The sequence below is a fragment of the Pseudomonas sp. FW305-70 genome (genome assembly GCF_058783925.1).
This window is the reverse complement of the sequence record NZ_JBYSYZ010000022.1, coordinates 15,424-42,140: the sequence shown is the minus strand read 5'-3', so window position 1 is coordinate 42,140 and position 26,717 is coordinate 15,424. Positions and strand designations below refer to the sequence as shown.

Sequence of the window (26,717 nt, the reverse complement as noted above, 5' to 3'; positions counted from 1 at the left end):
CACCCGGCCTCGCATCTGTGGGGTCAGGTGTTAAACGTCATAAATAGGGGAAGAGCCTTCAAGCTCTTCCCCTATTTTGTATCTGGAGTCTGTACATGGAAAACCTGGATGCGCTCGTCTCTCAAGCACTAGAGGCTGTGCAAAGCGCTGAAGATATCAATGCCCTGGAGCAAATCCGGGTTCACTACCTTGGCAAGAAGGGTGAATTGACTCAGGTGATGAAGACCCTGGGGAATTTGCCGGCAGAAGAGCGTCCGCAGGTCGGCGCGCTGATCAACGTTGCCAAGGAGCGTGTCACAGAGGTCCTTAATGCGCGCAAGGCATTGTTTGAAGAAGCCGATCTGGCTGCCAAACTCTCCGCCGAGTCCATTGACGTGACCCTGCCTGGCCGCGGTCAGACCTCTGGTGGTCTGCATCCGGTTACCCGCACTCTGGAACGCGTCGAACAGTTCTTCACCCGCATCGGCTACGGCATCGCCGAAGGCCCTGAGGTCGAAGACGACTATCACAACTTCGAAGCGCTCAACATCCCAGGCCATCACCCGGCCCGGTCGATGCATGACACCTTCTATTTCAATGCGAACATGCTGTTGCGCACCCATACCTCGCCGGTACAGGTCCGCACCATGGAGTCCAAGCAGCCGCCGATCCGCATCGTCTGCCCAGGCCGCGTATACCGCAGCGACTCCGATATCACCCACTCGCCGATGTTCCACCAGGTCGAAGGCCTGCTGATCGATCGCGACATCAATTTCGCCGACCTCAAAGGCACCATCGAAGAATTCCTGCGGGTGTTCTTCGAAAAAGAGCTGGCGGTGCGTTTCCGTCCTTCTTACTTCCCGTTCACCGAGCCATCCGCTGAAGTCGACATGGAATGCGTGATGTGCAGCGGTAAAGGCTGCCGCGTCTGCAAGCAGACCGGCTGGCTGGAAGTGATGGGCTGCGGCATGGTTCACCCGAACGTGCTGCGCATGTCCGGTATCGACCCGGAAGAGTTCTCGGGCTTTGCCTTCGGCATGGGCGTTGAGCGTCTGGCCATGCTGCGTTACGGCGTGAACGACTTGCGTCTGTTCTTCGACAACGACTTGCGGTTCCTCGCGCAATTTCGCTAGTCGTAACGAATTCTTAGGAGAGCAGGATGAAATTCAGTGAACAATGGCTGCGTGGCTGGGTTAGCCCGCAGGTAAGTCGCGATGAGCTGGTTGCTCGTCTGTCGATGGCCGGTCTTGAGGTCGATAGCGTTACGCCGGCCGCCGGTGTTTTCAGTGGCGTGGTGGTTGGCGAGGTGCTGAGCACCGAGCAGCACCCGGACGCCGACAAGCTGCGCGTGTGCCAGGTCAGTAACGGCTCGGAAACCTTCCAGGTGGTTTGCGGTGCGCCCAACGTGCGCCCGGGCCTGAAGATTCCTTTCGCCATGATCGGCGCGGAGTTGCCAGGTGACTTCAAGATCAAGAAGGCCAAGCTGCGTGGCGTTGAATCCAACGGCATGCTGTGCTCGCAATCCGAGCTGCAGGTCGGTGAAGGTAACGACGGTCTGATGGAACTGCCGGCCGATGCGCCGGTGGGCAAGGATTTCCGCGTTTACCTGGACCTGGAAGACGCCAGCATCGAGGTTGACCTGACCCCGAACCGTGGCGACTGCCTGTCCCTGGCCGGCCTGGCCCGTGAAGTGGGTGCTTTGTACGCCGCTCCAGTGGTCCGTCCGGTGGTGGCTTCGGTGCCTGCCGCGCATGACGAAGTGCGTTCGGTAGAAGTGTTGGCGCCAGCCGCGTGCCCGCGTTATCTGGGTCGTGTGATCCGTAACGTCGACCTGTCCAGGCCTACACCGCTGTGGATGGTAGAGCGCCTGCGTCGCGCGGATGTGCGCAGCATCGATGCTGCCGTCGACATCACCAACTACGTGATGCTGGAGCTGGGTCAGCCACTGCACGCCTTCGATCTCGCCGAAATCAACGGTGGCATCCGTGTACGCATGGCCGAAGACGGTGAGAAGCTGGTGCTGCTCGACGGTCAGGAAGTCAGCCTGCGTAGCGATACGCTGGTGATTGCCGACCACTCCCGCGCACTGGCAATCGCTGGCGTCATGGGTGGCGAGCACAGCGGTGTGTCCGCGACCACGCGTGATGTGTTCCTGGAAAGCGCCTTCTTCGACCAGATCGCCGTGGCAGGCAAGGCCCGTTCCTATGGCCTGCACACCGATGCATCCCATCGCTATGAGCGTGGCGTGGACTGGCAACTGGCCCGCGAGGCCATGGAGCGCGCGACTGGCCTGCTGCTGGAAATCACCGGTGGTGAAGCGGGTCCGATCATCGAGACCGTCAGCGAACAGCACCTGCCGAACATTGCTCCGGTCACCCTGCGTGCCCAGCGCATTACCCAGATGCTGGGCATGGAAATGGATTCGGCTGAAGTGGAGCGTCTGCTCAATGCCTTGGGCCTGACCATTACTGCCGACGGGGCAGGGCAGTGGCGTGTAGAAGTGCCAAGCCATCGCTTCGATATCAGTCTGGAAGTCGACCTGATCGAAGAACTGGCACGCCTGTACGGCTACAACCGTCTGCCGGTTCGTTATCCGCAAGCGCGTCTGGCGCCGCAAGCCAAGGCCGAAGCCCGTAGCGACCTGCCTGAACTGCGCCGCCTGCTGGTTGCCCGTGGATATCAGGAAGCAATTACCTACAGCTTCATCGATCCGAAACAGTTCGAGCTGTTTAATCCGGGTGTTGAGCCGTTGCTGCTCGCCAATCCGATCTCCAATGACATGGCCGCGATGCGTTCGTCCTTGTGGCCGGGTCTGGTCAAGGCGCTTCAGCACAACCTGAACCGCCAGCAGGATCGCGTACGTCTGTTCGAAAGCGGCCTGCGTTTTGTCGGTCAGCTCGAAGGCCTGAAGCAAGAGCCGATGCTCGCCGGTGTGGTTTGTGGCAGTCGGTTGCCGGAAGGCTGGGCACAGGGTCGCGATACCGTCGACTTCTTTGACGTCAAGGCTGACGTGGAAGCGGTGCTGGGCTTCGCCGGCGCCCTGGATGCGTTCACTTTCGTGCCTGGCAAGCACCCGGCATTGCACCCGGGCCAAACCGCACGCATTGAACGCGATGGTCGTCTGGTCGGCTTCATTGGCGCGATCCACCCCGAATTGTCGAAAACCCTCGGTCTCGACCGTCCGGTCTTCGTCTTCGAGCTGGTTCTGGCGGAAGTCGCGTCGGGCAAAATGCCTGAATTCCACGAGTTATCGCGCTTTCCTGAAGTGCGTCGTGACCTTGCACTGATTGCGCACAAAGATGTTGCAGCCACGGCTGTGCTGGACGTAATCCGTGAAAATGCAGGCGAATGGCTGACAGACCTCAGGCTATTTGACGTGTATCAGGGTAAAGGCATTGATCCTGATAGAAAAAGCCTCGCAGTCGGCTTGACCTGGCAGCATCCATCGCGCACTCTTAATGACGATGAGGTGAATACCGCAACGCAAAACATCCTCACCTCGCTCGAACAAAGGTTGAACGCCACGTTAAGGAAGTGACGTATGGGGGCTCTGACGAAAGCTGAGATGGCGGAACGTCTGTATGAAGAGCTGGGCCTGAATAAACGGGAGGCCAAGGAATTGGTCGAACTGTTTTTTGAAGAAATCAGGCACGCTCTCGAAGACAACGAACAAGTCAAATTGTCCGGTTTCGGCAATTTCGACCTTCGGGACAAACGCCAGCGGCCTGGCCGCAATCCGAAAACGGGGGAAGAAATCCCGATCACGGCTCGCCGTGTGGTCACCTTTCGTCCAGGGCAGAAGTTGAAGGCCCGAGTTGAGGCTTATGCTGGAACCAAGTCATAACGACGAGCTCCCCGTCATCCCGGGCAAACGCTACTTCACCATTGGTGAAGTCAGCGAGCTGTGTGCGGTAAAACCACACGTGCTGCGCTACTGGGAGCAGGAGTTTCCTCAGCTCAACCCGGTCAAGCGCCGCGGAAACCGCCGGTATTATCAGCGCCAGGACGTGCTGATGATCCGGCAGATCCGCGCGCTTCTTTATGATCAGGGGTTCACCATCGGCGGAGCGCGCCTGCGCTTGTCCGGTGATGAGGCCAAAGACGACACCACCCAATACAAGCAAATGATCCGCCAGATGATCGCCGAGCTCGAAGATGTTCTGGTGGTACTCAAGAAATAAATTCCTGCTTTTAAATACTTCCAGTTTTCAAAAGCTTGCGATATATTCTTGAGCGTTCCTCGAGATGAGGAACGGGTAACACGCCTAGTCGGGGCGTAGCGCAGTCCGGTAGCGCACTAGCATGGGGTGCTAGGGGTCGAGTGTTCGAATCACTCCGTCCCGACCATTATTCCTGAGTAAAATCAGACACTTAAGCCGATCAGATAGATCGGCTTTTTTGTGCCTGCGCAAAACCCGCGCAAAACTGGCGCAAAACTACCCAGTGATTTCGCTGATATTCAGGTCCGGAATTGCCTCGGTCCAGATGATTTCCTCGTGGTCCCGCTGATAGTTTTTGGTCATGCCTTCGCTCGCATGGCCTGCGATCTTCTGCCCATCCTTTCCGGCTTTCTTGTACAGGTGCAGCGACAGCGCTCGCACTTCGTGGAAGCCTGGCATCTCTTCCTCCTTCCATCCTGCGTAGCAATTCGCTGCCTCCCTGGCTTCTTTGAATGCTCGCGTCAAATACCTTTCCTCAACCTTCGTCCAGTGGTCCTTAGTCTGCGCCTGCTTCTGTTTCCGGCGATCAGGCTTTCGATGCACCAAGTATGGCGACGCGGTGTCGTCACGGCAGCGGCTGATTACAGCCTGTAGCTCGGGCGTCACTCGAAAGCGAATCCACGCCGCGTCACTGGCCTTGGCCGTCTTCTTCTGCACCAAGTACAGAAACCCCTCCCGAACTCCGTCGAACCGCATGTCCAGAATGTCCGTTCGGCGCTGGGCAGTGATCAGGGCGAGGTCGATCGCATTCTGTAACCAGGCTGGTGATTTCTCCCGGATGGCTATCAAGCCTTCGACGGTATGGCGCTTCCGTTGTTTCTTTTCGATCCGGTTGATGGTGCTGGCTGCCGGGTTGTCCGGGCACAGGCCCTTGGCCGCTGCATGGTTGAAGATGTCGATCAGTAGGGCCCGGCATTGGTTCGCGGTGCGCGGGGTGAGTACGTCCAGCATCTCCGCGATCATGCGGATCGTAATCTGATCGACTGCTTTCCCTTCGAATTGCTTACGGAAGCGCCGAAAGTGCACCGCGTACAGATTGAGCGTGCCCTTGGCCAGCTCGCGGGGAGGCAGCACGTCGCGTTCGTAGGTATCCAGGAATCCGGCAAACGATTCGGTAGAGGTGTTCATCACAGCACCGACCAGGTCGGCTCCACGCATGAACTCCAGATTCAACTGCTTCGCGGCGTCGATTGCCTTGATGCGGTCGGTACCGAACTGAAACCACTTGCCGTCGGTTGGCCGGCGGTAGCGATAAGTCGAGCGCCGCGCATCGAAGTACAGGTTCTGCGGAAGGCTCTTGTTCGCAGTGTTGCGCGGCCGTGGTGCCATCATGCAGCTCCTTTCAATACCATCGCCACCAGGTCGTTGCCGTCCGAGCGGGTGAATGCGGTCCAGTCAACGTACCAGAGTTTCCCGATCTGCTCGCCGGGGACTATGCCGTTGCGGATGTGGTTGCGAATTGCCTGGGGGCATTGCGGGGTTCCGTTTTCGCCCCAGCGCCGGCGCTGAAACTCGCTGATCTTGATCAGTTCTTTTTTCATTGGATGCTCCATGCCGCGCGTGGCGGCAGAGGGTGGGTGTTTGGAATTCTGATGAAGGGCGTGAGGCACGCTTTGAAGGTGAGCTACGGTTTATTGGTTCACCTCGCCAGTTGCGTTGCACAGCTCCCCTCCTGAAGTGACTGGTGAGGTGAACCCTTACCGCCGCGGCCCCTTGTATATGAGCCAGAGCATGTAGAGCGGCGCTGCTATTGGGATGGCCTTGGGGTCATCTCGCTGGATTTTTCGGTCAGCTTCCATTTGGTGTTGTTGCTCTGGCTGTGATCGGCCTCGACAAACCCATCACGTTTCATCCTCTCCAGTTCCCGGCGAATCTCGGGGGTGTCGTGGGCGCCGGAGACGTGAAACTTGAACCACCAGATGGGAAACCAGCCGCGGACACATTTCTCGTTCTTTCGCATGTACTCGATGATCCGCTCTCGCAAGGACGCGGCAATTTCTTCAGGCATGACTTCGTCCTTGCCGCTATAGCGGCTATCAAATCCACATCAGGGAGAGGTATCGTTGCCGCCATAAAAAAATGGAGGTGGGGGATGGTCGTACACGGAGTTGAATACTGGTTTTGCTGTGCTTCAAGCGTTGTCGAAGGTCACGATGGCCTTGCGATGGAATGCTGGAGAGATAACAACGGCCCGTTGTTTGAAATCTTTCGAAACGACGAAACGCTTCGTTTTGAGGTGACCCTGTTCGCTGAGAATGTTCCGCTTGAACTGCTTGAGTACGCGGTCCCGATTGCCCGAGAGTGGTTAGGAGATTTTGTACCCTATCCCTGACGTCGAGTATTTGCCGCTATCGCCACTGACTTTGAAGGGGGAGGGAATTAGTGCTGGGCGTGAGTTGCGTTCCAGCGCTCGAAGGCTTCCTGCGTGGTGTCGGCAACTATCTTTTCGTCGCACTGGTAGCAGCTCGCTACGCCGCCGGACGCGCCGACATCTCGGTGACCTTGCGTACATGGGTTCATGTGCCAGTCGTCATCCTTTTCGGGATCTGCGTCAGCGGCCTCGACAACCAGCGTCTTCCCACAGGAGTGGCAGAATTGCATGCCGTTCTCTGTCGGTCCGTCCTCATGAAAGGACCAGGCCACACCGCAGTCGCTGTTCCAGATTCCGGAGTCGTCCTCTTGGCTCCACTCGCACGTGCCCTCGCGGTCATCAAGTCGCTGATCCGCTGCGTTCAGGTGCTGCTGCAAGGCGTCACGCTCGCTGCGAAACTGATTGATGTTGTCCTGTGCCTGATCAACGATTTGCTGTGCTTCGTACTTGTCGATTCAATTGCCGATGTCCTTGGCCTTAACTACGCGCTTGCCGTCGGGCGAGTGCAGTAAGCCGTAGTGCTTGAGTGAGCAGATTTTGTCCCAGTACTCCATGCCCTGACGCGGCGTGGTGACTGAGTTGGATTGGTTTTCTGTGGGCATGGGGGGACCTCGTCGGTATAGTCGATATCCATTAATAATGGGGGCGACAAAATGGCGGACAGTCTTTTTCATTACACAGACGTTGGCGCTGTGAAATCTATTCTAGAGAATCGAGAATTTTGGCTGACCGACATACGGTTTTTAAACGATTCTCAGGAATTAAATGATGGCGTAGTGTTTATACTTGACGCCCTTTCAGAGTTGAAGAAGGGTGCGGAGAGCGGCGATTCGTTTATTCTTCAAGCTATAAATGAGTTGAGTTTTGCATTCGATAGTCATATGTCAGATTGGATTGATAATCAACCTACGTTTGTCTGTTCGTTCAGTGAGTCGGTCGACCAGCTTAGTCAATGGAGAGCTTATGGGTCTTATGCGATAGAGTTTGATAGTGATCTACTTTTGGGAGATGTTGAACTTTTTGACTGTGTGTATGATCGAGAGTTAAAGATTAAAATAGCTGCTGAAGATGTCAGTCAGTCGGTGCAAGGACTCGCACGAGACTTTAAGGAATTTGGCGATGAAATCCAAGAAGATTCCTTGATTCACCTATCTACTCTCGTGAGAACCGCGTCTACATTCAAAGATAAAAATTTTTATGAAGAGCATGAGGTTCGATGTGCCATTGACTTATCGATACCAAGCTCGGATTTAAAATTTCGCCAGCGGGGAAGCTTATTGATTCCATATACTACTGTTAAATTTGCATTTGAATGTATTAAAGCAATTCACATTGGGCCTATGCGCGACCAAGACCTCGCCTATACTGCGATGAAGGCATTTGTTTCAAATATAGAACACGAGGGCTTGAAGCAGGGATGGGGTAACAGTCGCCAAATAAAAGTAGTTAAATCCAACATTCCTTACAGGGCGCCCTGATCCCGCCTCTTTAAGCGGCCAGTCGTTGGTAAAGCTCGATGACGTCGACGGCATTGGCCCTGACCAGGGCTTCCGCTTCATCGGGACAGACGCTGTTGCCGATCAGCCGGACCTGATCCGTCTTTCGCCGGGGCATGCCCGGGGGGAGGGTGGTAAGGGATCAGCTACAGTTCAGCGAACAATAATGGAGGTGAGTTATGCGATGCTTTGTTTGTGATGAGCCAGCGACGGATATCCCTGATGTTCAAGAAGGCCGGCTGGTGGATTGTGCGGGCTGCGGCTGGTATCGCATCTCTGGAACTGCGCTTCAATTGATGCGTAACAACGTTCGAGTTTTCAACGTACCCAGGAGCAAGGACTGGCTCCGGAGTCAGAGGGAACGTGGAACATTGCAACCGCTTATTGAGGCGCAAAACAATCTGTGGGACTGATCAACCCAGACCGTCGAGCTGCCGCAGAATCCGCATCCCGACCCAGCGCACGACAGTGACCGCCTTGCTGTTCCCGATCGCCCTGTAGCGCGGGCCGTCAGGGCAATCGCTTGCTGGCTTGCCGCGGAATAGGTGAGAGCAACTATTAATGCAATTGCTCTCATATGTAGATTACGACTGTGGTTCGATGCTAAAGATGTGAGCTTTAAGCTTTTCGTTCTTTTTATGGCCGTTCTCGCCATGGTGAATTTCACGATGGCAAGTTGGGCAAATCGCCCCAATGTATCGAGGGTGATCCAGGCCTCCATCGGAAAGTCGATTGATGTGGTGGGGTTCGAGATAAGGTGAACCATTTTTCTTTTTGAATGGTGCGTCCTCGTTGCAGCTCTCGCATTTTCCGAGTGCCCTTTTCAACACATAGTCCGCTATGCGTTTACTACGACGATAAACTGTCCTAAGAGCGGATCCCTTGCCTGCGCTTGCACCAGCTTTTGCAGCAGCTAGAGCTAGTCGCCTTGCCTCGGCCAGCGTCATGCTCGGATCCAAATCATCATCATCCTCCTCATCATCAGCGATGTATTGAAGGTCGATTTCTAGCCCCATAGGAAACAAGTTAAAAATGACTACTTTTCGATCATTCCCTTTCTTGTCTGGCCCACGGCCCCACTCATGATTCGCGCAATAAAACTCTCCCAGATAGCGTTGACCCTGGCTTTTTCCTAACGACTCGAATAGGTGAAGAGCCTTACCTTTTACGGCGTGTTCGAGAATCGCAAGGTTTCCATTGGTGAGTGTCATATCGCCGGTTTGGCCTTCACCCGTGTAGGCAAAAACCCCATTTTCATCACGCGTGTCCGTATACCCATACTGTTCGCCTGAGTTCCCAGTGAAAATAAAGATCGCCGGAGACCGTGCTGATGCTGAGATTCCGTTCCGGTGGCTGCCACCAAATAACTTATGTATTTCTGTTTGCCTGTCGTAAACCTGGCCAATCACAAACCGAAGTTCTGGCTCAGATGTTCGTGGAAGGTCAACGATCATGAACCCGTGACGCTCCAGGTATCCGTTTGTAGGCTTTCCACCAGAGAAGTCACCTACCGGAGTGCCTGTAGCCAGAGAAACGATCTTCTTCGGGGGGTAAAGTTGGTTGTTCGCGCTAATCGCATAGCGTTGAGCTTGATTGTCCATCCAGTCCTTCCACTTTGGCCTGTGCCGAAACTTCTCGTCGAACAGTTTTAGCGCGCGTTCAAGCTTTTCTTTTTTGACGGTAGGTAATTTCAAAGTGACTTCCTTGTGGACGGGGCATTCACCGGGTGATGAATGCTCACCTGCCGAGCAATTTCGTGCAATAGCGAAATGGTAGCTTATCGCGGTGAGCCAGGCGGTTCAGGTGCCCAGTCGATGCCGAGCCATGCTCGCAGCGCCAATGCCGCTGCAGACGTTCCCGCATTTGATGGGTGAGAAGGCGGCTTTGCCGGCTGGCGTGATTCGTTGAAGTGGAGTATTTGTGTCCGACTCGGCATGAAGTTGGACTTAGGAGTTGGGTATGGGAAAAAAGCTGGAGTTGTGGGGTGGCATAGGTACTGTTGTTTATTTGCTATTAATTTCAGTAACCGTGGGATTTAAGTTTCAAGAATTTCAAGATCTTAAGCTTAATGAATTAGGAGACTTCCTAGCGGGTGTATTTGGTCCTATAGCTTTCCTATGGTTGGTGCTCGGATTTCTGCAGCAAGGTAGGGAACTAAAGTTGAGTTCAGATGCTTTGCAACTTCAGGCGGTGGAATTGCAGAACTCGGTAGAGCAACAAAAGGAAATGGTGTCGGTGGCAAGAGAGCAAGTTTCAGCCGAGTTAGAACAGATCAGGATAGAACGCGACCGTCGACTCGCGGCATTGGAGCCGATTTTTGCATTTAGGGAGGTCTACGGCTATTTGCAAAATGATGAGTATCTTTTTGTTGGTAGCATAACTAATGCTGGAAACAAAATTACTGATTTAAGTATCTCTGTTGACAATGCAGCATACAGGCTTCCTCATGCTTATTTTTCTTCACTTCTCCATGGGGTAGCGGTAAATTTTCATCTGTATTTAAGCAGTCTTGATGAGCATTCTGAGGTTGTTTTTACATTTAACTATAAAAATGATGAAGGGGCTTATGGCTCTCAGTCATTTAAGATGGTTCCGATTCCACCAGAGCCAAATCGGGGGCCTGGCTTACTTCGCGTATAGAATTGATGGGTAGGCTGGCGTGATTCGTTGAAGTGGGGTATTTCTGTTCGACCCGGCCCGGTACGGAGCCGGATCAAGGAGCTGTGATGAGCGAGTTTGAAGTTTTCTCTTTTGCCAAGAAGATGACCGATGCGGTCGGAACACTACGCGATGCGGGTCATCTTGTTCCCGCAGTGATGCTTACATACGCAGGCATCGACCAGATGGCTTGGCTATCGATTCCTCAAGAGCGCTCATCTGCAAAGGATTTCAAGGCTTGGGTGGAGGGATACATGCTTTCCAAGAATCCGATGGCTTGCACAGCAAGTGAGCTTTGGGAGGCTCGTAACGGTCTGCTACACACAGGGACTGCTGAATCCTCTGCCAATCAGAACGACAGCTCTATTCGCAAAATCCTTTACACCTATGGCAGTGCACACTGTGCTTCCAATAGCTCAAACGATACTGTGTTCATAAAGGCCGAAGACCTGATAGTTGGGTATCTGACAGGGGTGCTTTGGTTTATGGAAGACCTGAAAGCAGAACCGGCCAAGCTTCAATCTGCGTTGGAGAAACTGAAACGAACGCTTACTTCGCGCGGATTACCGTCTGATTGATCCATGTGATGGATTAATGATTTCGTCGTCTGGCTCGCCTGGATCTTTTGCCAGGGCGCGGAGGCTCTGGGTGCGGAATGACTGCGACACCTTTTCGGATATCTCGTAGGGTGTCGTGACACTCCGCAGCATCCACGCGGCAGTCTCGAAGTCGGCGGCAATCACATTGCGCAGGAGGTTTTGATACAGCTCCTGCTGGTTGTTGAAGCCGTGTTCTTTCATCAGGCGCTTGAGGTCCGACATGAACACGCCTGCCACCTCAATCTTGAATACGCCGATTCCCTTCGCTGCATCGTCCGTAGCTTTCTTCTCGCGCTTCCTGCGCTGCTTCATGGCTTCCGCCGTCGGCTCCTGCTGTTCCTCGGCCATAGACTGCCTCTTCAATTCCGTGGGCTGGTAGATCCAGCCATGTCTGTCGTCGGCGCTGGCGCACTTGGTTGCTGATGCGTCTCATGCTGCCCTCTGCTGATTCCATACACCTACGGCGTCAAACACACGAGCCGCCTGTTCTTCTGTCAGCGAGACCTCGGCAGGAATGGCAATCCAGCCCGAAGCGACCCGATGATTTGGATTGCTTTCGGCGACCAGGGCTTTGTAGGTGTCCTCGATCACGTCTTCGAGGTGGGCGGCCAGATAGTTGCCTTGAGGGGCGACCTCTACCGATTTGGTGTAGCGGTGGCCGCGCTGATCGCGGCACTGGACGCTGATATAGATCGTCCAGCGATGGGCAAAGTCGCAGACGGCTTCGGCCATGCGTTGTCCTGGCGGGATGCTCTTGCAGCTCTTCCGATTGAGCATCCCTTGGCGTCCGGTGGGGTCGATGTGGACCACCGCGACGTGATTGGAATTGAGCAGTGCCCGGCTCGCTCGCTCTATCCGGGTACGCATGTTGTTGGGCTTTCGCTTTTTCATTGCGTCACCGCAATCTGGCGATTGGCCTTTGCTTCAAACTGCATGGCGAGTTCGTGAGCGGCCTTGTAGTCGTTACGGAAGGCGCGAGTCTTGCCGGTGGTGCGGTCTTTAATCTGATACATGCCGAAGCTTCCGCCGGCGACTTGGTAACGCACTGGTTTGTCTAGGGCTCGTCGATCAACACGACTGTAGAACCCGGAGCGGGCGGCCTTTGTTCGTTGCAGCAGTTCACCGACCTCATCGATGCGCTCTTGAAATGATGGATGCATGGTTGATTCCTCGGAGTAGGTTAGGTGTACTCATCAGCACCCTGGCCACCTGCTGCTGGCCATTGGGCAGGGAAGGGGGCTGATTGATAAAAGGCTGGCGTAAAAAAGCCCGATCGAAACCGGGCTATTGTTTGCGTCACGAAGACCCGCTTAAGTGATCGCTGGTGTTGCCATCGGGAGCGTCGATAGGCCCGCCTGAATGCGCTGCGTGATTTCTTCTCGATGCACAGCGACATCCTTGGGCGCGCTTGTCCCGATGCGTACCTGTTGGCCGTTCACACCCAGTACGGTGATCGTGATGTCATTGCCTATGTTGATGCTTTCACCTGCTTTACGAGTCAAAATCAGCATTGTCCATTTCCTTGCATTAGTTGGTTTCCCAATGCCGCCTTGTAAGAAGCGGCATCAGTGAAACGTCACTGCATTACGCGGATTTCATTGCGAGGGAACCACGCTCCGTCAACCTGAACCATGCAGCCAACAAAGGCGGCGTAGCGGGTCTCTCGGTCAGTCTGGACGCCGTAGTAGGAGCAAGTGGCCCGAGATGCTAGGTTGCTCAGCAACATGCCGCCGGCGATCAGTGCCAGCAGGGTCAGCAGAACTTTTGTCGCGGGCTTCATGCCTCGATGCCGTAGTCAGCTAGGCGCAGACCGAAATGCATGCCTATTTCCTTCAGCACCACCAACTCCGCTGGCTCGATCAGACCATCAGCTTGGGCAACGGCAAGAATGTTGACGAAGGCTTCCTCCGCGTCGGCCGGAACGTTTTTGATGTCGGCCAGTTCACGCTTGATCGCCAATCGACCTACTTGGAAGTTGGCGTTCAACTGGCCTGTGAAGCGATTGATGGTTTCGGTGATCTCGCTGCCGAAGTGCGTCAAATTCGGGTTGGAGCGGATCAACTCATCCAGCTTGGAAACCTCGCTGGCTTCAATCTCACCATCAGCTGCAGCGACCAATAGGCCGCCGCCGACAATGGCCTGCATCAAGTCGCGGTTAACGACCTTCTTCATTTCGGCCTGGGCGTTGCCGACTTGCTTTCCGAAAAGCTTTTTCATTCCGAACATGGTGTTTCCTCATTGCAGGGGAGGGGATTTCCCACATAGCCCTGCTGGCAAGGCTATGAAGTGAAATCTGATTGGGCTGTCAGCGGGACTCAGATACGGCGCACTTAGGTGGGAGTCGCCCACGCCGGGTGCGTTAGTCTTTTTGCTGGTGACAGCCTTGTATCGGTGAGGTTGTTAAAGAGCGGCGGGAGATCCCGCGTCGCCGGTCTATTTCGTGGCAACGACTTAAATATCTCCTGCGGAGCTATTGAAGTCAACTCCACGGGAGATAAATATTCCTATGGCCATAAAAAAAACCCGCATTGCGCGAGTTTTTATGGCGATCAAATATTGGCAGGCAGTCTCCAGGAGACACGGATGGCGTCGTCTTCTTCTGGGCTCAACGTTACGTCTTCGGTATCGGCTATGTCCTCAAGGAGTCGCTTCCAATCTTGTGGGCATTCATCTGAGGTTTTACGAATGACGGCTGTCTTTCGTTTCTGAGCGGTTGGGGCGCTAATGATTTTTTGGATGCGGAGACCGAGAAGCTCAAATGAGTCCGGCAATGTTGGTTTGTTTTGTGGTTTTGCCATAGCACTGCTCCATTTGTGTATGGATCTACACTGAGCGGTTTGCCTTGATAGTGCTAAATATTAATGATTAAAAACAATCATTTAATAAAAAACCCGCTGTTGGCGGGCTTTAGGAGGGAGGGATCCAGGGGGGCAAATTGAGCGGATCAGATTTAGATTCTGCCCAATACTTTACTTGGGGCAAGGATTGCCCCTACGTAATGAATATTCTCGATATCAGACCGAGCGATCGTCAGTCGTTCACCGTATGCCGTGTTTATCGACATGAGGCTGACTTCTTCATCGGTTTCGAAGAGAAGTTCCTTGACCATGCTTTGGCCATCGGTAGTGGTGATCATCACATACTCACCTGGCACTAGGCGGTGATTGGGCTCGCAAACGGCGATCCAACCACTACGAATTGCCGGAGCCATCGAATCACCCTTAAGTCGGAGTGCATAGGCGTCCTCATCTCTGGAGTAGGTCTCAACCCAGCCAGCAGCCTGGTCAAGACTTGTCCAGTAGCCTTCGTGACCGAGTTGCGCTGTTCCAACAATATCGATTCGACGAGGAGAGCTGGTAATTGGCGGGCCTGGTTCGACGTTTGACTGCAATGATTCGACTGATGGAACAGCATTGGCAGCAATCGCTAAATCAGAGATTTCTTTTGCGATCCGGGGGCTAAACCGCTCTACGGGTATGCCAAGCATTTTAGCTATCTCAGCTGCCATTTCCTTGTTGAGCGCACGGTTACCATTCAAGTGACTGCTAAGCGTGCCTTGGCTCATGCCTACGGAGAGCGCGATCTCTTCTTGAGTCAGCTTCTCACCTTTAGGGGCACGCGCATTGTAGGAAGCCAGCTCCGCTTTTAATGCGGCGCACTCCGTCTTTTCCCAGTCAAGTAATGGTCGTCTGTCATTTTTCATTTCCGAAGAATATTCCCGGTGGAGATACATTGCCATCTCCTTTGGAGTTGATTAAAAAAGCTCCATGGGAGATATTATCGCCTCAGATACACCACCGGAGATCGGACAGTGCGTCAAATCACCCTCAGCCAATTTGCTACCGAGAAGGGGCAGACCAAGGCCGGAAATTTGTTAGGCATGACCCAAAGTTCAGTAAATAAAGCTCTGCAGGCAGGGCGTGACGTATTTGTTACGGAGCACGCAGATGGCTCTTTCACCGCTGAAGAGCTCAGACCATTCCCGGTCCAAAGCGCCAAAAGGTCGCGTCGCCGGATGCTGCCCATTTCATGAGCAAACTTTGAGCGCAACGGCGCCGAGAGAAAACTAGACGATGAAATCGCCAGTGCTAGACACCCGTCGCAAAGCAGTCATTGCCTCCGCCAATGCATTCCCTGGTGGACTTGTATACGCCTCTGACTTTCTTGGCGAGGAGAATCTCAAGCGTTTCAAGAACCGGATTTACGAGTCAGCAGGCGTCAAGCCCCTCACCGACGATGAGGTCTGCACGCTTGAGACAGAAGCCAAAACCACCTTCTTGCCGGACTACATCTGCGCGATGTACGGCGGCGTTTTTGTTCGCCTGCCTGAGGTTGGCGATCTGGACAACGTAGACATGCACCAGCGCTCGTTGCGTACCTCTGTGAAGCGTGGTCGGGTTGACCAGTTTCTTGCCCTGGCGCTGGAGGACGGTGAAATCACTGCTGCGGAAGCCGCAGAAATTCTGGCCTTGCACGCCAAGCACTTGGCTGCCCGGCACGAGGAGGTGACCGCACTGATTGAGCTGCACAAATCGAAACGCCCAGCCCCACCGCCAAGCGGGAAGGGTTGATATGCAGTTCACGATCACGATCAACCAGGTGAAAGCGCTGGAGTGGGGGTTGAACTCGCAACAGGCGCTGCTGTTTTCCTTTGTCTACGAGTGCCCCAGCTGGGCAAGGCCAATCAAGACCGATAAGGGGATTTTCTTTGCATTGAGCAAGGGGAAAATCGTCGAGGAATTGCCCCTGCTCACCGACAAACCAGATACCGCGTACCGACTTCTCAAAGGGCTCGAGACCGCAGGGCTGATCGAACTATCCCACACGGCAAACATCAGTTTGTTTCGTTTGACCGAGAAGGCCAAAGAGTGGAATCGCAAGTTGGACGGGTCGGAAAAATATCCGACCTCTGAGGTGTGTGAGGGTCGGAAAAAAATCCGATCTACCTCGGAAAAATCTCCGAGTAAGGTCGGAAAAATATCCGAACAGGGTCGGAAAAAAATCCGAGGAGGGTCGGAAATATTTCCGACAAATCAGGGTACCAGTAATCAGGGTACCAATCAGGTAACCAGTAATCAGGAGAAACAGGGCGCTAACGCGCCAGGAAAGTCACCAAAGTTTGACCCGTTGTTGGCCAAGCCGGAAAACGTCAGCGTTGAGGTTTGGTCCGACTGGTGTCAGCACCGCAAGGAAATCCACAAACCCCTCACCGCCAAGAGTTGTGAACAACAGGCCAAGGCTTTGGCGAGCCATCCAACCCCCGATTCTGTGCTGACCCTTTCGATCAGCAACGGATGGACCGGGATCTTCCCCGACAAAACGGTCAACCCCGCACATCCACCTCCGGCCAGCCGACACTCCGGCTTCGACACTCGCGATTACAAGGCCGGCACCAAGGAGAACGCCAATGGCACTTTCCGTCTCTAACTTCGGCGCTCAAATGGACCGCAAATTCGGTGTCATCGGCCGTCAGCCGGCGAGCTGCCTGGATCATGGCGGTTACTCGGCGGTCATTCTCAGGGACGGCAGCCTGTCTGGTTGCCCCATCTGCGCGAGCAACAAGCGCGACATGCAAGAGCTCGAGCGCAAGCGCTGTCAGTTTCGGATAGTTCAGCACTCAAGCGCCCGGATTCCGAAGCGTTTCGCGGAAAAGACATTCGCCGATTTCGTCGTGTCGAATCCGGCCCAGCAGATTGCCCTGGATGCGTGCAGCGACTACGTCGACAACTTTTCGAAGCATCGCCGGGAAGGGCGCTGCATGTTGCTGTTGGGGAAGGTCGGTACCGGCAAGACCCACCTGGCCATTGCCTCGGCCAGTCATCTGATCAACGAATGCATGGTCAAGGCGATTTACCGCACGGTGGGCACGCTCATCGGCGAGATTCGTGCGACGTTCAATGATCGCTCAGGCGAGTCCGAAGCACACATCTTGCGTGAGGTGATTGGCGCGGACCTGCTGGTGCTCGATGAAGTCGGTGCAACCAAGCAGAGCGAGTTCGAGCTGGCCACTCTGTTCAGCATCATCAATGGTCGTTACGAGCAATGCCGTCCGACGATCATCGTCAGCAACCTGTCTCCCACCGAACTGAACGACGCCATTGGTGCGCGTTGTGTCGACCGCATCCGCGAAAACGGCTGCATCGGCGTGGCATTCGAGTGGGAATCTCAACGCGGTAAGGAGGGCTTCTGATGAACGCCGCCAAGCAACAAAACATGCTCGCCGGGCAATCGTCGCTCGCCCGCAAAGTATTTCAAGTCGTGCCAATCCAGGAGCGCTGGAGTGCTCACGATATTTTCAATTCGTTGATGGTTGCCGAAACCACGGGTGCCCAGTTTCCGGCCATACGTCGTGGTCTTGGCGAGTTGAAGGACGCAGGCCTCATTCGCGAACCCGTTAACGGACACTTCCAGCGTACCGCCATCACCATCACGCCCCAGAGAGAACAGAACATGTCGAAAGAAACCAAGCCGGCCGTGGCTACCACCAAGAAACTAGAGGGTAGCGCTCTGGATACATTGGCGGTGCTGTCCGGCGAGGTAATCAGCTTTGCCGAGGAGGTCGGTCAGCGCATGAAGAAGCTCGCCGCGCGTATCGAGGAAGTGGCTCTTTCGGTTGAGACAGAGCGTGAGGTCAACGCTGAAGCACTCGACAATTTCAAGCTGCTGCAATCTCTGCTGAAGGGGGGCTAATGGACCAGTGCATGGGGATTTTTTTGGAGATACCTGATCGCCGCTTGGCTATTCCGGATCCGGCGAACTATCGGTTTGCCGTGTTCTGCTGCTCTTTCAAAATGGACTTGGGCAGCACTCCCGATCATGCATTGGCGTTGTTCGTTGACCAGGCAATGGCTGAGCGCTACGGCGCCTGGATGTGGCCTACCACGTTCGAGGTTGTTGACCTTGAAGAGTCTACTGGTGCCCGAGTATGACGGCCTTGGTGAAAACCCTGACGGTGAAGCTGTCGGACGCCGAGATCGATCGAAACGCCAAGAAGCTGCACGTCCGCGATCTGCGCGATGCCAGTCACCCGGCGTTGCACTTTCGATTCGCGAAAAACCGTGCACGCGGTTCTTGGTATCTGCTGAACAAGCGCGCCTGGCATCGTATTGGTGGATTTCCGGAGCTGAGCACCAAGCAGGTGGTTGCGGCTCTGCCAACTGTCCGCCTGCGGGTTGCTGCCGAAGAAGGCTCGGCCCTTTCCAAGTGGCTCACTGCCGGAGAGCTGATTGGGTGGTACGCCGAGCGCATGGCGCGTGATCGCAACCTGTCCAGCAAGCGCAAGAAGACCGGCGCTTCGATGATCAAGTGCCACCTGATTCCGCGCCTCGGCGACCTGCCGTTGGCCGCCATCGACAAGGCGACCCTCGACAGCCAGCTCATGTGGCCATTGCAGGCAAGCATTTCCATCGACTACGTGCGCTCGGTGTTTCAACTGCTGGCCCTGGCCTTCCGTCAAGCGTTCAAGCTGGGTCACATCTCGTTCAACCCGATGGCGAGCATCAGGTTCAACGACTTCTCCAAGGCGAAGGTTGGGATCAAGCCGTCTCGCTTGCGCGGCGTGCAGCTGCAAGGGCTGCTGGTGCAACTGGCTGACGTCATGGTGATGACGCCACTGGATGCCATGCTTGCGCTGATGATGCTTTGCCACGGCACGCGGATCGGCGAAACCCGACAGGCGCGCTGGTCGCATATCTGCCTGGCGGAAGGTGAGTGGTTCATTCCCGCCGAGCACACAAAAACCGGTGTAGAGCATCACCTACCGCTGACGGATCAAACGCGTGCCTTGTTGATCCAGTACCGCGAGATCCAGTCCACCCGTGGTTATGACGGCCAATACCTATTCCCGGCGCGCAATGGCAAAGCGCTGAGCGAAGGGCAGGCCAGTGCGGTGTTCACCCGCCTTGGCAAAGGCGAGTGGACTAGTCACGACTTACGCAAGTTGGCTCGCACCGGCTGGGCAGACATTGGTATTGACCACTTGATTGGTGAGCTACTCATCAACCACGCGATGGGGCACAACGTGAAAGTGTACATCCAGTCCGACGTGATGAGTCGCAAGCGTGATGCCTTAACGAGGTGGCACTACATGCTAGACAGTCGCGGCTTCAAGCGTATTCACGGGCAGACAGGCGTTAGATTTGGAGATTCCGGTATTGCGCTGGAAGCCTTACAGGGCAAGGGCTGCAAGGCTATTCAAGAATCAACCATAGGCGAGGATTCAAAACATGCAGAAAGGGCAGGGGCTTGGCTTTAAGAGGCAGCGTATCGAGCTAGAGCCTTGCCCGATCTGTAAGGGGAAAGCGGTAGTGAAAGGGCTGTTTTATGAGTTGATTTGTACTGCTTGCAACGGTTCAGGTTGGGTTATTCGGGGCAGCAGGTTGGTGCTTTCTTCGGATGAGTTAGTTACCCAGTTGAGCTTCAAATTGCAGCAGGCTCAGCGCGAAATTGAGGTGTTGAAGCGTGGGCCATCGATAACAGGCCCGGCCACGTACTACCAACAGAACAACCGTCGCGGTGCCGGCGGATCGAATTTCACCGGGGACTGAGGGGTAACTACACATGATGATTCGAAAACCAGCGCTGCATCCATTAGGCGAAACGGAATACCTTCTAGAGCAATGGGGATGGTGGCGTATGGATGGAAGGGGAATCCCCAGCTATGCCTCGCCCATGTTGGCACTGATGCGCGATGCAATGCCGTCGCCTGCCAAGTCGTACTGCATCACCGACGAGCTTGCCTGTGTCGTGGATGCCGCGTTGGCTCGCTTGTGTAAACGTGATCAGCAGATGGGGGATATTGTCTGGCTGTACTTCGGGGCGAAATGGCCGGCAGTTCGGGTCGGTCGGTATCACCACGTGAGCGAGGGGAAAGCTCGGGAGCTAATGAAGGCCGGAGTAGCTTGGATTGATTGCGTTCTCGAGAGTATCAAAGATGGGGGGGCGACAAGATATACGGGAAAGCATTCTGATAGCCCATTCTTAGGGACTGTCGAAATCACAGCTGGTAATTGCACCGACTTGCCCCCCAAATGCATACCACCTGACCAGGCATTGCATCAGTATTGACTATCTTTTGCGGAGGCTTGAGTGGCCACGTCTTAGTGACGAGCAGCCGCATTCGACCCAGGCTTTGTGAAAACGTTTTAGAGCAAGGTTGGCAGTTGAGATCGGAACGAAAATCGTGCTTCTACGTAAAATCTCGGGCTGCCTGAGAACCAACGCCGACAGATTTTACGTAGCAACGCAGACTTCAAGACGATGCTTGCGTTTTTACACAGCCTGGACCCGAAGTTGCCGTTCACTACCCGCCGCGAGTCCCCCAATGTTGCCGGTCGTATGTCCACATATCATCGCGGGTGGGGGGCAAAAAAGATTCCTTCATCGGGAGCCTTGACTCGTGGGTCGTCACGACTAATCTGAAATGGATCCATAGTTTTTAAGCCTACTGGAATTGAATAATCGAGAATTGTGAGCAGCTAACAAGGTACTTATCTGGAGTATTTCAGCATGTCAGACCAATTAACTCAGCAACTGAAAGATATTCTTGCACTTCGCACTGCGATCCGCTCTCAGCCGAGATTACAGTTGGAAATAAGAGCCGCTCTCTCAAGACTCTTTAGAGAATATAAGGTGAAAGTTGAAGACCATACGCTCGGCAGCCTAATTCTTGCAATATATCCCGAATTGAATTCAACCGACGTAACTGTTGGTGACCTTCCCATTCCAAACCTCGGACCGGCACCTCGGTAATGAACCCGGTTAATCTCTTGTCCTCGCTCGAGCCAAGCATCTGTGATGCTTGGTTGAAGGTGCTTAAAAAAGCGTCAAATTGGAGAGGTGCGGAGGTTATACAGCTTGCTGAGGCAAGTGAAATATGGAGTGGCGTAAAGTCCTCACATAGAAATGCAGATGTTCTTCAACGCAAGAACAACCTTCGTATTTACGGCGAATTTGACAAGATACTTTCAGATATTGCTTTTGAGTTTTTATCAAAGCTCGAAAAGCAATCAAGGCTGAGCATAAATGGAACTCAGTTAGTTAGATATCGTCCGGGTGGTTTTTTTACTCCGCATCGCGATAATAATAGTATTATTGAAGATCGTATTTTCACCATTATAATTTATCTGAATGATGATTTTGTTGGTGGCGAGACATGCCTTGATGAACTGGGAGACGTTATCATACCAATAAAAGGTCGAGTGCTAATATTTGCATCTGATATTATTCATTCAGCAAGGCCGGTAAGTTCTGGGATTAAGTACGTTGTTGTTGCATGGTTGACAATTCCGCAGATACATTGGATTTGATTGCAGGAGATGATGGAATTGCTTACTAAATATCCTGAATTTATCGAGAGATATAGTGTAACTGGATTTCCAGAGGTAATTGTAGCTCGGGCTATTTTAAATTCTGCCACTATCCTTAAAGCAGAGGAGCATTATTCACAACAGTTACTTTCTGGAAATTTTCAGGTTGATAGGCTCCACCAGCTTGACAGGCTCTATTTTAGGGATGACAGCTTCGGGCTAATTTTGCTCAGGGAGATAGAGCCACTTGCGAGCGAGATTATCGGCGTACGACTTAATTCGCTGTACTCCTTTGCCAGCTACTATCGCCGAGGGGCAAACTTGTTACGTCATTATGACAGAGATGAGTGCGAGCTTACGGTGGGGTTTCGTCTTTTCGATTCAACAGTGGACAGTGATAGTTCGAAGCCATATCTTTCGTTTGGTAGCCCAACCGAATCTACCGACGTGATAATGACATCAGTCGATGCCGCAATGTTCTACGGTGCTATCACACCGCATTGGCGCGCACAACTCAATGAAGACTACCTCTGTACACTATTACTCCATTACAGAGCCAGACTCTCCTGAAAGTCTCAGGGCTCGGACGTTATTGAATAATGACCTTATGATACTTGATCTTGTGAAGGCCCAAGCAGCTTCTACACGCATCGCGCTAGGGAGAATGCTCCCAGCACCGTTTCACCCATTGATAGCCATTAATAGCTTCAATCCGGAATGGATTGGGGGCAGAGATGTTTACCAGACTCTAACGTCCGCTCCTGGTCGTTATCAGCCGTTATGAATGTCTCATGCACACCGGTGAATATGACTGGTCAAGTGATGTCGATTTCGCAAGCAAAATAGGATTTTCCGAATACCTATAAAAACAGTTGTCCATATGGAATAGCTCTGCTTTTATAGCAACGTGTTCAGCTGTACAGCGCGACACCATAGAAGCGCTCGACCATTGCGTCGGGCTTTTTATTTGCTGCTCCAAAGCCTCGCCATTGTGCGGGGCTTCTTTGTTTTTGGAATTCCCATCAGCGAAGAGCGCCACCTTTTGATACCTCAACTCCCTATCGGGAACGCGCCGAGATGTTGTCCATGCCGGATAAACCAGATACCTGGGCCATTGTTTTCACGTGGCTGAGTCAGCACTCGCAGACGATTTTGGCGGCACTTCTGTCATTGTGCATGACCGTGCTGCGAGTGTTTTACTCCGGCGGCACCTGGAAGGATGCACTTATCGAGGGCCCCATGTGCGTCCTGCTATCCCTGAGCATTATCTGGGGTTTTGAGCTGATGGGCTTATCGCCGTCGTTGGCCCAGCCGGTCGGTATTTGGGTCGGTTTCCTTGGGGTAAAGAAAATCGCCCACTGGGCAGATCGGATTGCTGAAAGCAAATTTTCCAAATCAGATTCGACCCAGTGAAGCTATGTCCTTGGGTGCTACCTCTTGTGCTCCTGACGGCTTATACCTTTACGGGCCACATCCATTGTGGTGAGTCGCCTGCATGTCAGCCTTTCACCGCTCAATAATTCAATCGTGAGTTTTAGATAATGGCCTACACCCAATATGACACTGTCGTCACCAACACTCCCGAAGAGCTGGTGGCCAAACTGGCACAGGCCATTACTGATGGCTGGCAGCCGTATGGAAGTCCTGTCTCCATCACGGAAGGCTTTCAAGTGCTTCAGGCTGTGGTCAAGGGAACGAGCAATACCAGTGGTGCGCCAGGCGACATCACCTCGGACAACATTACGGACGCCTCGGATGTCGGCAAGGCGGTGCTGGTGAGCGTCGATGCCGCCGCTGCTCGTGTTGCTACAGGCAGTGGGACTTCGAATTTTTCGGGGAGCTACAACGACCTGAGTGACAAACCAGCCATTCCCGTCGAGGGTGACGCCGCGATGCTGGAAGTCGGTACCGACCTCGTCGCGCATACCTGGTCAGCCAAATTGATCCATGACGAGATTGCCCGCCAGATTGCAGCGCTATCAGCATGAGCTTCAAACAAGCGATCTCGACTGCCTCCGTTTCAAACGCGGTCTTCAACCGGCGCGGGATCTTCGAGGTCTCCAAATCCATCGGGGACCCTGGCAACTTTCAAGGAACACGGGGCATAAGACTCGCGCAAACGCGTTAGCGGCAGCCCTCCCAGCTTAGTTAACTGGTTAACTGGCTTGGTTAACCGGGCTGAAAGCCTTATGGGCTGCGGCTTACAGGGCGGTTAACTTAGGAGTTAACCAGGTTAACTCGGCTATCCCCTGATTCATCTGTAAGCCACGCGGGCCGTGGCCTGCAGAGCGGTTAACTTAGGAGTTAACCGAGCAAAACAGTTGGTTAACTCCTTCAGTCGCTATCAGAACACCTGAAAGCCAAGCGGGCTGTGGCTCTCCAGCGGTTAACCCTGAGTTAACCGAGTGAATTAGTTGGTTAACTCTCGGCTCCGCCGGGTTAACCGAAAGGCATGGACATGACAGCACTCACCAAAGCGGAGTTCGCCACGCGCCAGGGCTGGTCGAAACCCTATGTGTCGAAGTTGGCCAAGAGCGGACGCCTGGTTCTGATGGCGGACGGCATGGTGGATGTCGAGGCAACGGACCGACTCCTGTTCAGCACCGCGGATCCGAGCAAAGCCAATGTGGCGGCACGGCACGAGCGCGAACGAATTCAGCGCAGGCCGGAAGGAAATACCCCGGCCCCTCACATCGAATACGAACCACCAACCACTGTTTCGCTCCAGGCACCATTGTCCGCCGAAGGCATACCTGACTTTCAGGAGTCCCGTGCCTACCGCGAGTTCTATGAGTCACGTCTGACGGAGAGCGAGTTTCACAAGAATCGTGGCGCCCATGTCGAGCTGGAAGCGGTTAAAACGGCGGCGTACACGACGGGGCGGATGTTGCGGGATCTGTTGCTGGGCATGCCGCCACAGTTGGCGCCTGAACTAGCCGCCATGAGCGATCACTGGCAAATCGAAAAGCACCTCACCGCGGCATTGCGCCGCGTGCTGGACGATGCTGAACGGATGTCCTCGACAGACCTCATTCATTCTTTGACTGCAGCGAGTTAATCCATGTCAGCGGAAATGCCCGACGGTGCAGCGGTGTACCGGGAGGCGTATTTCCGCGGGCTGCGGCCAGAGCCTGATGTCTGGATCGATCAGTGGGCTGACGAGTTCATGCGTATTCCGCGTGATGCGGGGGCCGCCGAGCCCGGGCAGTACCGCACGGCGCGAACACCGTATGCCCGTGAACCGATGCGTTGTCTGTCGCCGGCACATCCGTGCAAACGCGTGGTGACCATGGTGGCCTCGCAGTTGATGAAAACCCAAATCGCCTTGAACTGGATTGGCGGCCTGATCCATATGGCGCCGTCAAACATTCTCACGCTGTTGCCCAGTCTGGGGTTGGCCAAGCGAGTCTCGTCGCGCATCGGCAAGACCATCAAGGCCACCCCAGTGCTGCGCGAACGGGTGGCGGCGAACCGTTCGCGTGATGCGCGCAACACCATGGACACCAAGGAGTTCGAAGGTGGTTCGTTGTACGTCACCACTGCCGGCTCGGCGGCGAACCTGTCGGAGTTGTCGGCCCGGTACATCTATGGCGATGAAGTGGATCGCTGGGTGGTGGACGTTGGCGAGGAGGGCGACCCCATTGAATTGGCTGAAACCCGGGGCAGTACGTTTGGCCGTAACGCCAAGTTCTATTTTTCCAGCTCGCCGACGATCCGGGGTGCCTCGCGCATTGCCGATCTGTTCGAGACCAGCGACCAGCGTTTTTACTATGTGCCGTGCCCGACCTGCGGGCACATGCAAGTCCTGGAATGGGAGCGCTTGCATTACTCGGCGGATTGCCAACTGGCGCACTACGAGTGTGCCGGGCCTGACTGTGATGTCCTGATCGAAGAACATCACAAGGGCGAGATGTTGGCCAAGGGCGAATGGCGCGCGCATGCCAAGGGCGATGGCGAAACCGTCGGTTTCAACCTTAATGCGTTGTACTCGCCGCCCGGCTGGACCGGTTGGACTTCCTTGGCCAAGCAGTTCGAGAAGGCCAAAACAGCCATGTCTCGCGGTGATCTGGAACCCATGCAGGTGTTCTATAACACCCGTTTGGCCAAGGTCTGGGACAGCGCCCAAGAGCAAACCAAAGCGGATGTCCTGATGGCTCGGGCACGCTTGGAGACTTACGGGCTGGGGTCAATGCCGTCCGCCGTGCTGATGCTCACGGCCTCGGTCGACGTTCAGGCCAACCGGCTGGAGTTCATGGTGGTCGGGTGGGGGGCCGGCATGGAGCGCTGGATCATCGACTACCAGGTGATCTGGGGCGACCCCTCCGACGAACGAACCTGGGCGGTGCTCGATGACAAACTCAAGGCGCGTTACCCGCATCCGTGTGGCGCGGAGCTGACAATCCGGGCAGCGGGCATCGACTCCGGCGGTAACCACACCGACGAGGTGTACCAATTCTGCCGGCTACGGCGCTGGCGCAACATCTTCGCAGTCAAGGGGGCGAGCAAGCCGGGTCGTCCGGTGATTGCGCAGCGGCCATCGATGATGGATGTCACCTGGAAAGGCCTGACCGAACGCAAGGGCGTGGAGCTGTGGTTTGTCGGCACCGATACCGCGAAGGACTGGATTTACAACCGCTATCCGGTGGAGGACGGCCCTGGTGCACTGCACTTTGCCAACGACTTGCCGGATGACTTTTTTGCCCAGTGCGTGGCCGAGCGCAAGGTGACTCGCTACGTCAAAGGCTACAAAAAAATCGAGTGGGTCAAGGGCAAGGCGGAACGCAACGAGGCGCTCGATTTGATGGTGTACAGCCTAGCGATGGCGCATTACCTGGGACTGAACCGTTACAAGGAACACGACTGGGAGCGGGTGAAAAATGCTCTGTTTCAGGCGGCGCCACCGGGTGAGAAGGCCGTCATGGCTGAGCGTATTAGCACCCCGGCGAAACCGCGGCAGCAACCTGCCGATCCCGTATCACTACCGGCCAAGCCGGCAGCGGCACCGATGCTGATTGCACGCCCCCCACAGCGTCGAAGCTCCAGCAGTGGCTACCTCAAGCGACGCTGAGTGGGACGCGCGCAGTTGC

The 26,717-nt window shown here is 54.6% G+C and carries 34 protein-coding genes, 1 tRNA gene and 1 pseudogene; 25 read left to right on the top strand and 11 right to left on the bottom strand.

Annotated features, from left to right (window positions below):
* The first annotated feature begins 95 nt into the window (after nucleotides 1–95).
* From pheS to AC3WN7_RS17290, 5 genes are all read left to right on the top strand, one after another.
* A complete protein-coding gene (gene pheS / locus AC3WN7_RS17310; protein ID WP_007975711.1) occupies nucleotides 96–1,112 on the top strand; it encodes a phenylalanine--tRNA ligase subunit alpha in 1,017 nt (338 codons plus the stop codon).
* A gap of 26 nt (nucleotides 1,113–1,138) precedes the next feature.
* Nucleotides 1,139–3,517 (top strand): phenylalanine--tRNA ligase subunit beta, encoded by a 2,379-nt coding sequence (gene pheT / locus AC3WN7_RS17305; protein ID WP_102674386.1) that lies wholly within the window; start codon nucleotides 1,139–1,141, stop codon nucleotides 3,515–3,517.
* Between the two features lie 3 nt (nucleotides 3,518–3,520).
* Entirely contained in the window at nucleotides 3,521–3,823 is a 303-nt protein-coding gene (ihfA, locus tag AC3WN7_RS17300) for an integration host factor subunit alpha (RefSeq protein WP_002553164.1), read from the top strand.
* Nucleotides 3,804–4,160 (top strand): MerR family transcriptional regulator, encoded by a 357-nt coding sequence (locus AC3WN7_RS17295; protein WP_003179985.1) that lies wholly within the window; start codon nucleotides 3,804–3,806, stop codon nucleotides 4,158–4,160. Before ihfA ends, AC3WN7_RS17295 begins: the two co-directional genes overlap by 20 nt.
* Nucleotides 4,161–4,249: 89 nt before the next feature.
* Nucleotides 4,250–4,326 (top strand) — tRNA-Pro (locus tag AC3WN7_RS17290).
* An 89-nt stretch (nucleotides 4,327–4,415) separates the two neighbouring features.
* Here AC3WN7_RS17290 and AC3WN7_RS17285 read toward each other — a convergent pair.
* The 3 genes from AC3WN7_RS17285 to AC3WN7_RS17275 form a co-directional block, all read right to left on the bottom strand.
* Entirely contained in the window at nucleotides 4,416–5,528 is a 1,113-nt protein-coding gene (locus AC3WN7_RS17285; protein ID WP_102674387.1) for a phage integrase Arm DNA-binding domain-containing protein, read from the bottom strand.
* Nucleotides 5,528–5,740, bottom strand: coding sequence for a hypothetical protein (locus tag AC3WN7_RS17280; RefSeq protein ID WP_095943640.1), 213 nt, complete (start codon nucleotides 5,738–5,740; stop codon nucleotides 5,528–5,530). The genes AC3WN7_RS17285 and AC3WN7_RS17280 overlap by 1 nt, the downstream gene beginning before the upstream one ends.
* A 206-nt stretch (nucleotides 5,741–5,946) precedes the next feature.
* A complete protein-coding gene (locus AC3WN7_RS17275; protein WP_102674388.1) occupies nucleotides 5,947–6,207 on the bottom strand; it encodes a hypothetical protein in 261 nt (86 codons plus the stop codon).
* An 84-nt stretch (nucleotides 6,208–6,291) separates the two neighbouring features.
* Between AC3WN7_RS17275 and AC3WN7_RS17270 the strand changes: the two genes are divergently transcribed.
* The 3 genes from AC3WN7_RS17270 (at nucleotide 6,292) to AC3WN7_RS17260 (ending at nucleotide 8,048) form a co-directional block, all read left to right on the top strand.
* Nucleotides 6,292–6,531: a hypothetical protein gene (locus tag AC3WN7_RS17270; RefSeq protein WP_102674389.1), complete on the top strand. Its 240-nt coding sequence runs from the start codon at nucleotides 6,292–6,294 to the stop codon at nucleotides 6,529–6,531.
* Between the two features lie 50 nt (nucleotides 6,532–6,581).
* Entirely contained in the window at nucleotides 6,582–7,082 is a 501-nt protein-coding gene (locus AC3WN7_RS17265) for a hypothetical protein (protein ID WP_158247838.1), read from the top strand.
* A gap of 141 nt (nucleotides 7,083–7,223) precedes the next feature.
* On the top strand, nucleotides 7,224–8,048 hold the full coding sequence (locus tag AC3WN7_RS17260; protein WP_102674392.1) for a DUF2971 domain-containing protein: 825 nt from the start codon (nucleotides 7,224–7,226) through the stop codon (nucleotides 8,046–8,048).
* A gap of 602 nt (nucleotides 8,049–8,650) precedes the next feature.
* Here the strand turns inward: AC3WN7_RS17260 and AC3WN7_RS17255 are convergent.
* Nucleotides 8,651–9,760: an HNH endonuclease gene (locus AC3WN7_RS17255; RefSeq protein WP_102674393.1), complete on the bottom strand. Its 1,110-nt coding sequence runs from the start codon at nucleotides 9,758–9,760 to the stop codon at nucleotides 8,651–8,653.
* 265 nt (nucleotides 9,761–10,025) lie between these two features.
* On the opposite strand from AC3WN7_RS17255, the gene AC3WN7_RS17250 reads away from it, so the two are divergent.
* Together AC3WN7_RS17250 and AC3WN7_RS17245 are read left to right on the top strand one after the other, a co-directional pair.
* Nucleotides 10,026–10,706 carry a hypothetical protein gene (locus AC3WN7_RS17250; protein WP_102674394.1) on the top strand — a complete coding sequence of 227 codons (681 nt, stop codon included), beginning with the start codon at nucleotides 10,026–10,028 and terminating at the stop codon, nucleotides 10,704–10,706.
* Nucleotides 10,707–10,792: 86 nt separating this feature from the next.
* Nucleotides 10,793–11,302 (top strand): hypothetical protein, encoded by a 510-nt coding sequence (locus tag AC3WN7_RS17245; protein WP_102674395.1) that lies wholly within the window; start codon nucleotides 10,793–10,795, stop codon nucleotides 11,300–11,302.
* On the opposite strand, the gene AC3WN7_RS17240 is transcribed toward AC3WN7_RS17245, so the two are convergent.
* The 7 genes from AC3WN7_RS17240 to AC3WN7_RS17210 all read right to left on the bottom strand — a co-directional run bounded on the left by AC3WN7_RS17240 (nucleotide 11,288) and on the right by AC3WN7_RS17210 (nucleotide 15,056).
* A complete protein-coding gene (locus AC3WN7_RS17240) occupies nucleotides 11,288–11,671 on the bottom strand; it encodes a hypothetical protein (RefSeq protein ID WP_102674396.1) in 384 nt (127 codons plus the stop codon). The two genes, AC3WN7_RS17245 and AC3WN7_RS17240, sit on opposite strands and share 15 nt — an antisense overlap.
* Before the next feature lie 81 nt (nucleotides 11,672–11,752).
* On the bottom strand, nucleotides 11,753–12,214 hold the full coding sequence (locus AC3WN7_RS17235) for a hypothetical protein (protein ID WP_102674397.1): 462 nt from the start codon (nucleotides 12,212–12,214) through the stop codon (nucleotides 11,753–11,755).
* On the bottom strand, nucleotides 12,211–12,483 hold the full coding sequence (locus AC3WN7_RS17230; RefSeq protein ID WP_102674398.1) for a hypothetical protein: 273 nt from the start codon (nucleotides 12,481–12,483) through the stop codon (nucleotides 12,211–12,213). Before AC3WN7_RS17230 ends, AC3WN7_RS17235 begins: the two co-directional genes overlap by 4 nt.
* Before the next feature lie 150 nt (nucleotides 12,484–12,633).
* Nucleotides 12,634–12,834 (bottom strand): carbon storage regulator CsrA, encoded by a 201-nt coding sequence (gene csrA, locus AC3WN7_RS17225; RefSeq protein ID WP_102674399.1) that lies wholly within the window; start codon nucleotides 12,832–12,834, stop codon nucleotides 12,634–12,636.
* Between the two features lie 265 nt (nucleotides 12,835–13,099).
* Complete coding sequence (locus AC3WN7_RS17220; RefSeq protein ID WP_102674401.1) at nucleotides 13,100–13,549, bottom strand: tellurite resistance TerB family protein; 450 nt, start codon at nucleotides 13,547–13,549, stop codon at nucleotides 13,100–13,102.
* 323 nt (nucleotides 13,550–13,872) lie between these two features.
* Complete coding sequence (locus AC3WN7_RS17215; RefSeq protein ID WP_102674402.1) at nucleotides 13,873–14,121, bottom strand: DUF1654 domain-containing protein; 249 nt, start codon at nucleotides 14,119–14,121, stop codon at nucleotides 13,873–13,875.
* Nucleotides 14,122–14,273: 152 nt separating this feature from the next.
* Nucleotides 14,274–15,056: a LexA family transcriptional regulator gene (locus AC3WN7_RS17210; protein WP_102674403.1), complete on the bottom strand. Its 783-nt coding sequence runs from the start codon at nucleotides 15,054–15,056 to the stop codon at nucleotides 14,274–14,276.
* A gap of 78 nt (nucleotides 15,057–15,134) precedes the next feature.
* Between AC3WN7_RS17210 and AC3WN7_RS17205 the strand changes: the two genes are divergently transcribed.
* From AC3WN7_RS17205 to AC3WN7_RS17135, 15 genes and pseudogenes are all read left to right on the top strand, one after another.
* Entirely contained in the window at nucleotides 15,135–15,356 is a 222-nt protein-coding gene (locus tag AC3WN7_RS17205) for a Cro/CI family transcriptional regulator (protein WP_081500267.1), read from the top strand.
* A gap of 40 nt (nucleotides 15,357–15,396) precedes the next feature.
* Nucleotides 15,397–15,894 carry a YmfL family putative regulatory protein gene (locus AC3WN7_RS17200; RefSeq protein ID WP_102674404.1) on the top strand — a complete coding sequence of 166 codons (498 nt, stop codon included), beginning with the start codon at nucleotides 15,397–15,399 and terminating at the stop codon, nucleotides 15,892–15,894.
* A gap of 1 nt (nucleotide 15,895) precedes the next feature.
* Nucleotides 15,896–16,750 carry a phage replication initiator YdaU family protein gene (locus AC3WN7_RS17195; protein WP_256585676.1) on the top strand — a complete coding sequence of 285 codons (855 nt, stop codon included), beginning with the start codon at nucleotides 15,896–15,898 and terminating at the stop codon, nucleotides 16,748–16,750.
* Nucleotides 16,731–17,513 carry an ATP-binding protein gene (locus AC3WN7_RS17190; RefSeq protein ID WP_102674405.1) on the top strand — a complete coding sequence of 261 codons (783 nt, stop codon included), beginning with the start codon at nucleotides 16,731–16,733 and terminating at the stop codon, nucleotides 17,511–17,513. Before AC3WN7_RS17195 ends, AC3WN7_RS17190 begins: the two co-directional genes overlap by 20 nt.
* Nucleotides 17,513–18,013, top strand: a complete 501-nt coding sequence (locus tag AC3WN7_RS17185) for a hypothetical protein (RefSeq protein ID WP_102674406.1) — start codon at nucleotides 17,513–17,515, stop codon at nucleotides 18,011–18,013. Before AC3WN7_RS17190 ends, AC3WN7_RS17185 begins: the two co-directional genes overlap by 1 nt.
* A 29-nt stretch (nucleotides 18,014–18,042) precedes the next feature.
* Complete coding sequence (locus AC3WN7_RS17180) at nucleotides 18,043–18,252, top strand: hypothetical protein (RefSeq protein ID WP_102674431.1); 210 nt, start codon at nucleotides 18,043–18,045, stop codon at nucleotides 18,250–18,252.
* Complete coding sequence (locus AC3WN7_RS17175) at nucleotides 18,249–19,577, top strand: tyrosine-type recombinase/integrase (RefSeq protein ID WP_102674407.1); 1,329 nt, start codon at nucleotides 18,249–18,251, stop codon at nucleotides 19,575–19,577. The genes AC3WN7_RS17180 and AC3WN7_RS17175 overlap by 4 nt, the downstream gene beginning before the upstream one ends.
* The gene (locus AC3WN7_RS17170; RefSeq protein WP_102674408.1) at nucleotides 19,549–19,869 is read left to right on the top strand and encodes a hypothetical protein; all 321 of its coding nucleotides are present in this window, start codon (nucleotides 19,549–19,551) and stop codon (nucleotides 19,867–19,869) included. The genes AC3WN7_RS17175 and AC3WN7_RS17170 overlap by 29 nt, the downstream gene beginning before the upstream one ends.
* 13 nt (nucleotides 19,870–19,882) lie before the next feature.
* Nucleotides 19,883–20,257, top strand: a pseudogene (locus AC3WN7_RS17165) (antiterminator Q family protein); the annotation flags it as partial.
* Between the two features lie 815 nt (nucleotides 20,258–21,072).
* A complete protein-coding gene (locus AC3WN7_RS17160) occupies nucleotides 21,073–21,630 on the top strand; it encodes a prolyl hydroxylase family protein (protein WP_102674409.1) in 558 nt (185 codons plus the stop codon).
* Between the two features lie 12 nt (nucleotides 21,631–21,642).
* Complete coding sequence (locus tag AC3WN7_RS17155) at nucleotides 21,643–22,200, top strand: hypothetical protein (RefSeq protein ID WP_492575330.1); 558 nt, start codon at nucleotides 21,643–21,645, stop codon at nucleotides 22,198–22,200.
* A gap of 516 nt (nucleotides 22,201–22,716) precedes the next feature.
* Complete coding sequence (locus tag AC3WN7_RS17150; protein ID WP_409077328.1) at nucleotides 22,717–23,043, top strand: phage holin, lambda family; 327 nt, start codon at nucleotides 22,717–22,719, stop codon at nucleotides 23,041–23,043.
* Between the two features lie 128 nt (nucleotides 23,044–23,171).
* Nucleotides 23,172–23,618 (top strand): DUF1737 domain-containing protein, encoded by a 447-nt coding sequence (locus AC3WN7_RS17145; protein ID WP_102674412.1) that lies wholly within the window; start codon nucleotides 23,172–23,174, stop codon nucleotides 23,616–23,618.
* A gap of 470 nt (nucleotides 23,619–24,088) precedes the next feature.
* Entirely contained in the window at nucleotides 24,089–24,688 is a 600-nt protein-coding gene (locus tag AC3WN7_RS17140; RefSeq protein WP_102674413.1) for a terminase small subunit, read from the top strand.
* Between the two features lie 3 nt (nucleotides 24,689–24,691).
* Nucleotides 24,692–26,698, top strand: a complete 2,007-nt coding sequence (locus AC3WN7_RS17135) for a phage terminase large subunit family protein (RefSeq protein WP_102674414.1) — start codon at nucleotides 24,692–24,694, stop codon at nucleotides 26,696–26,698.
* The last annotated feature ends 19 nt before the right edge of the window (nucleotides 26,699–26,717 follow it).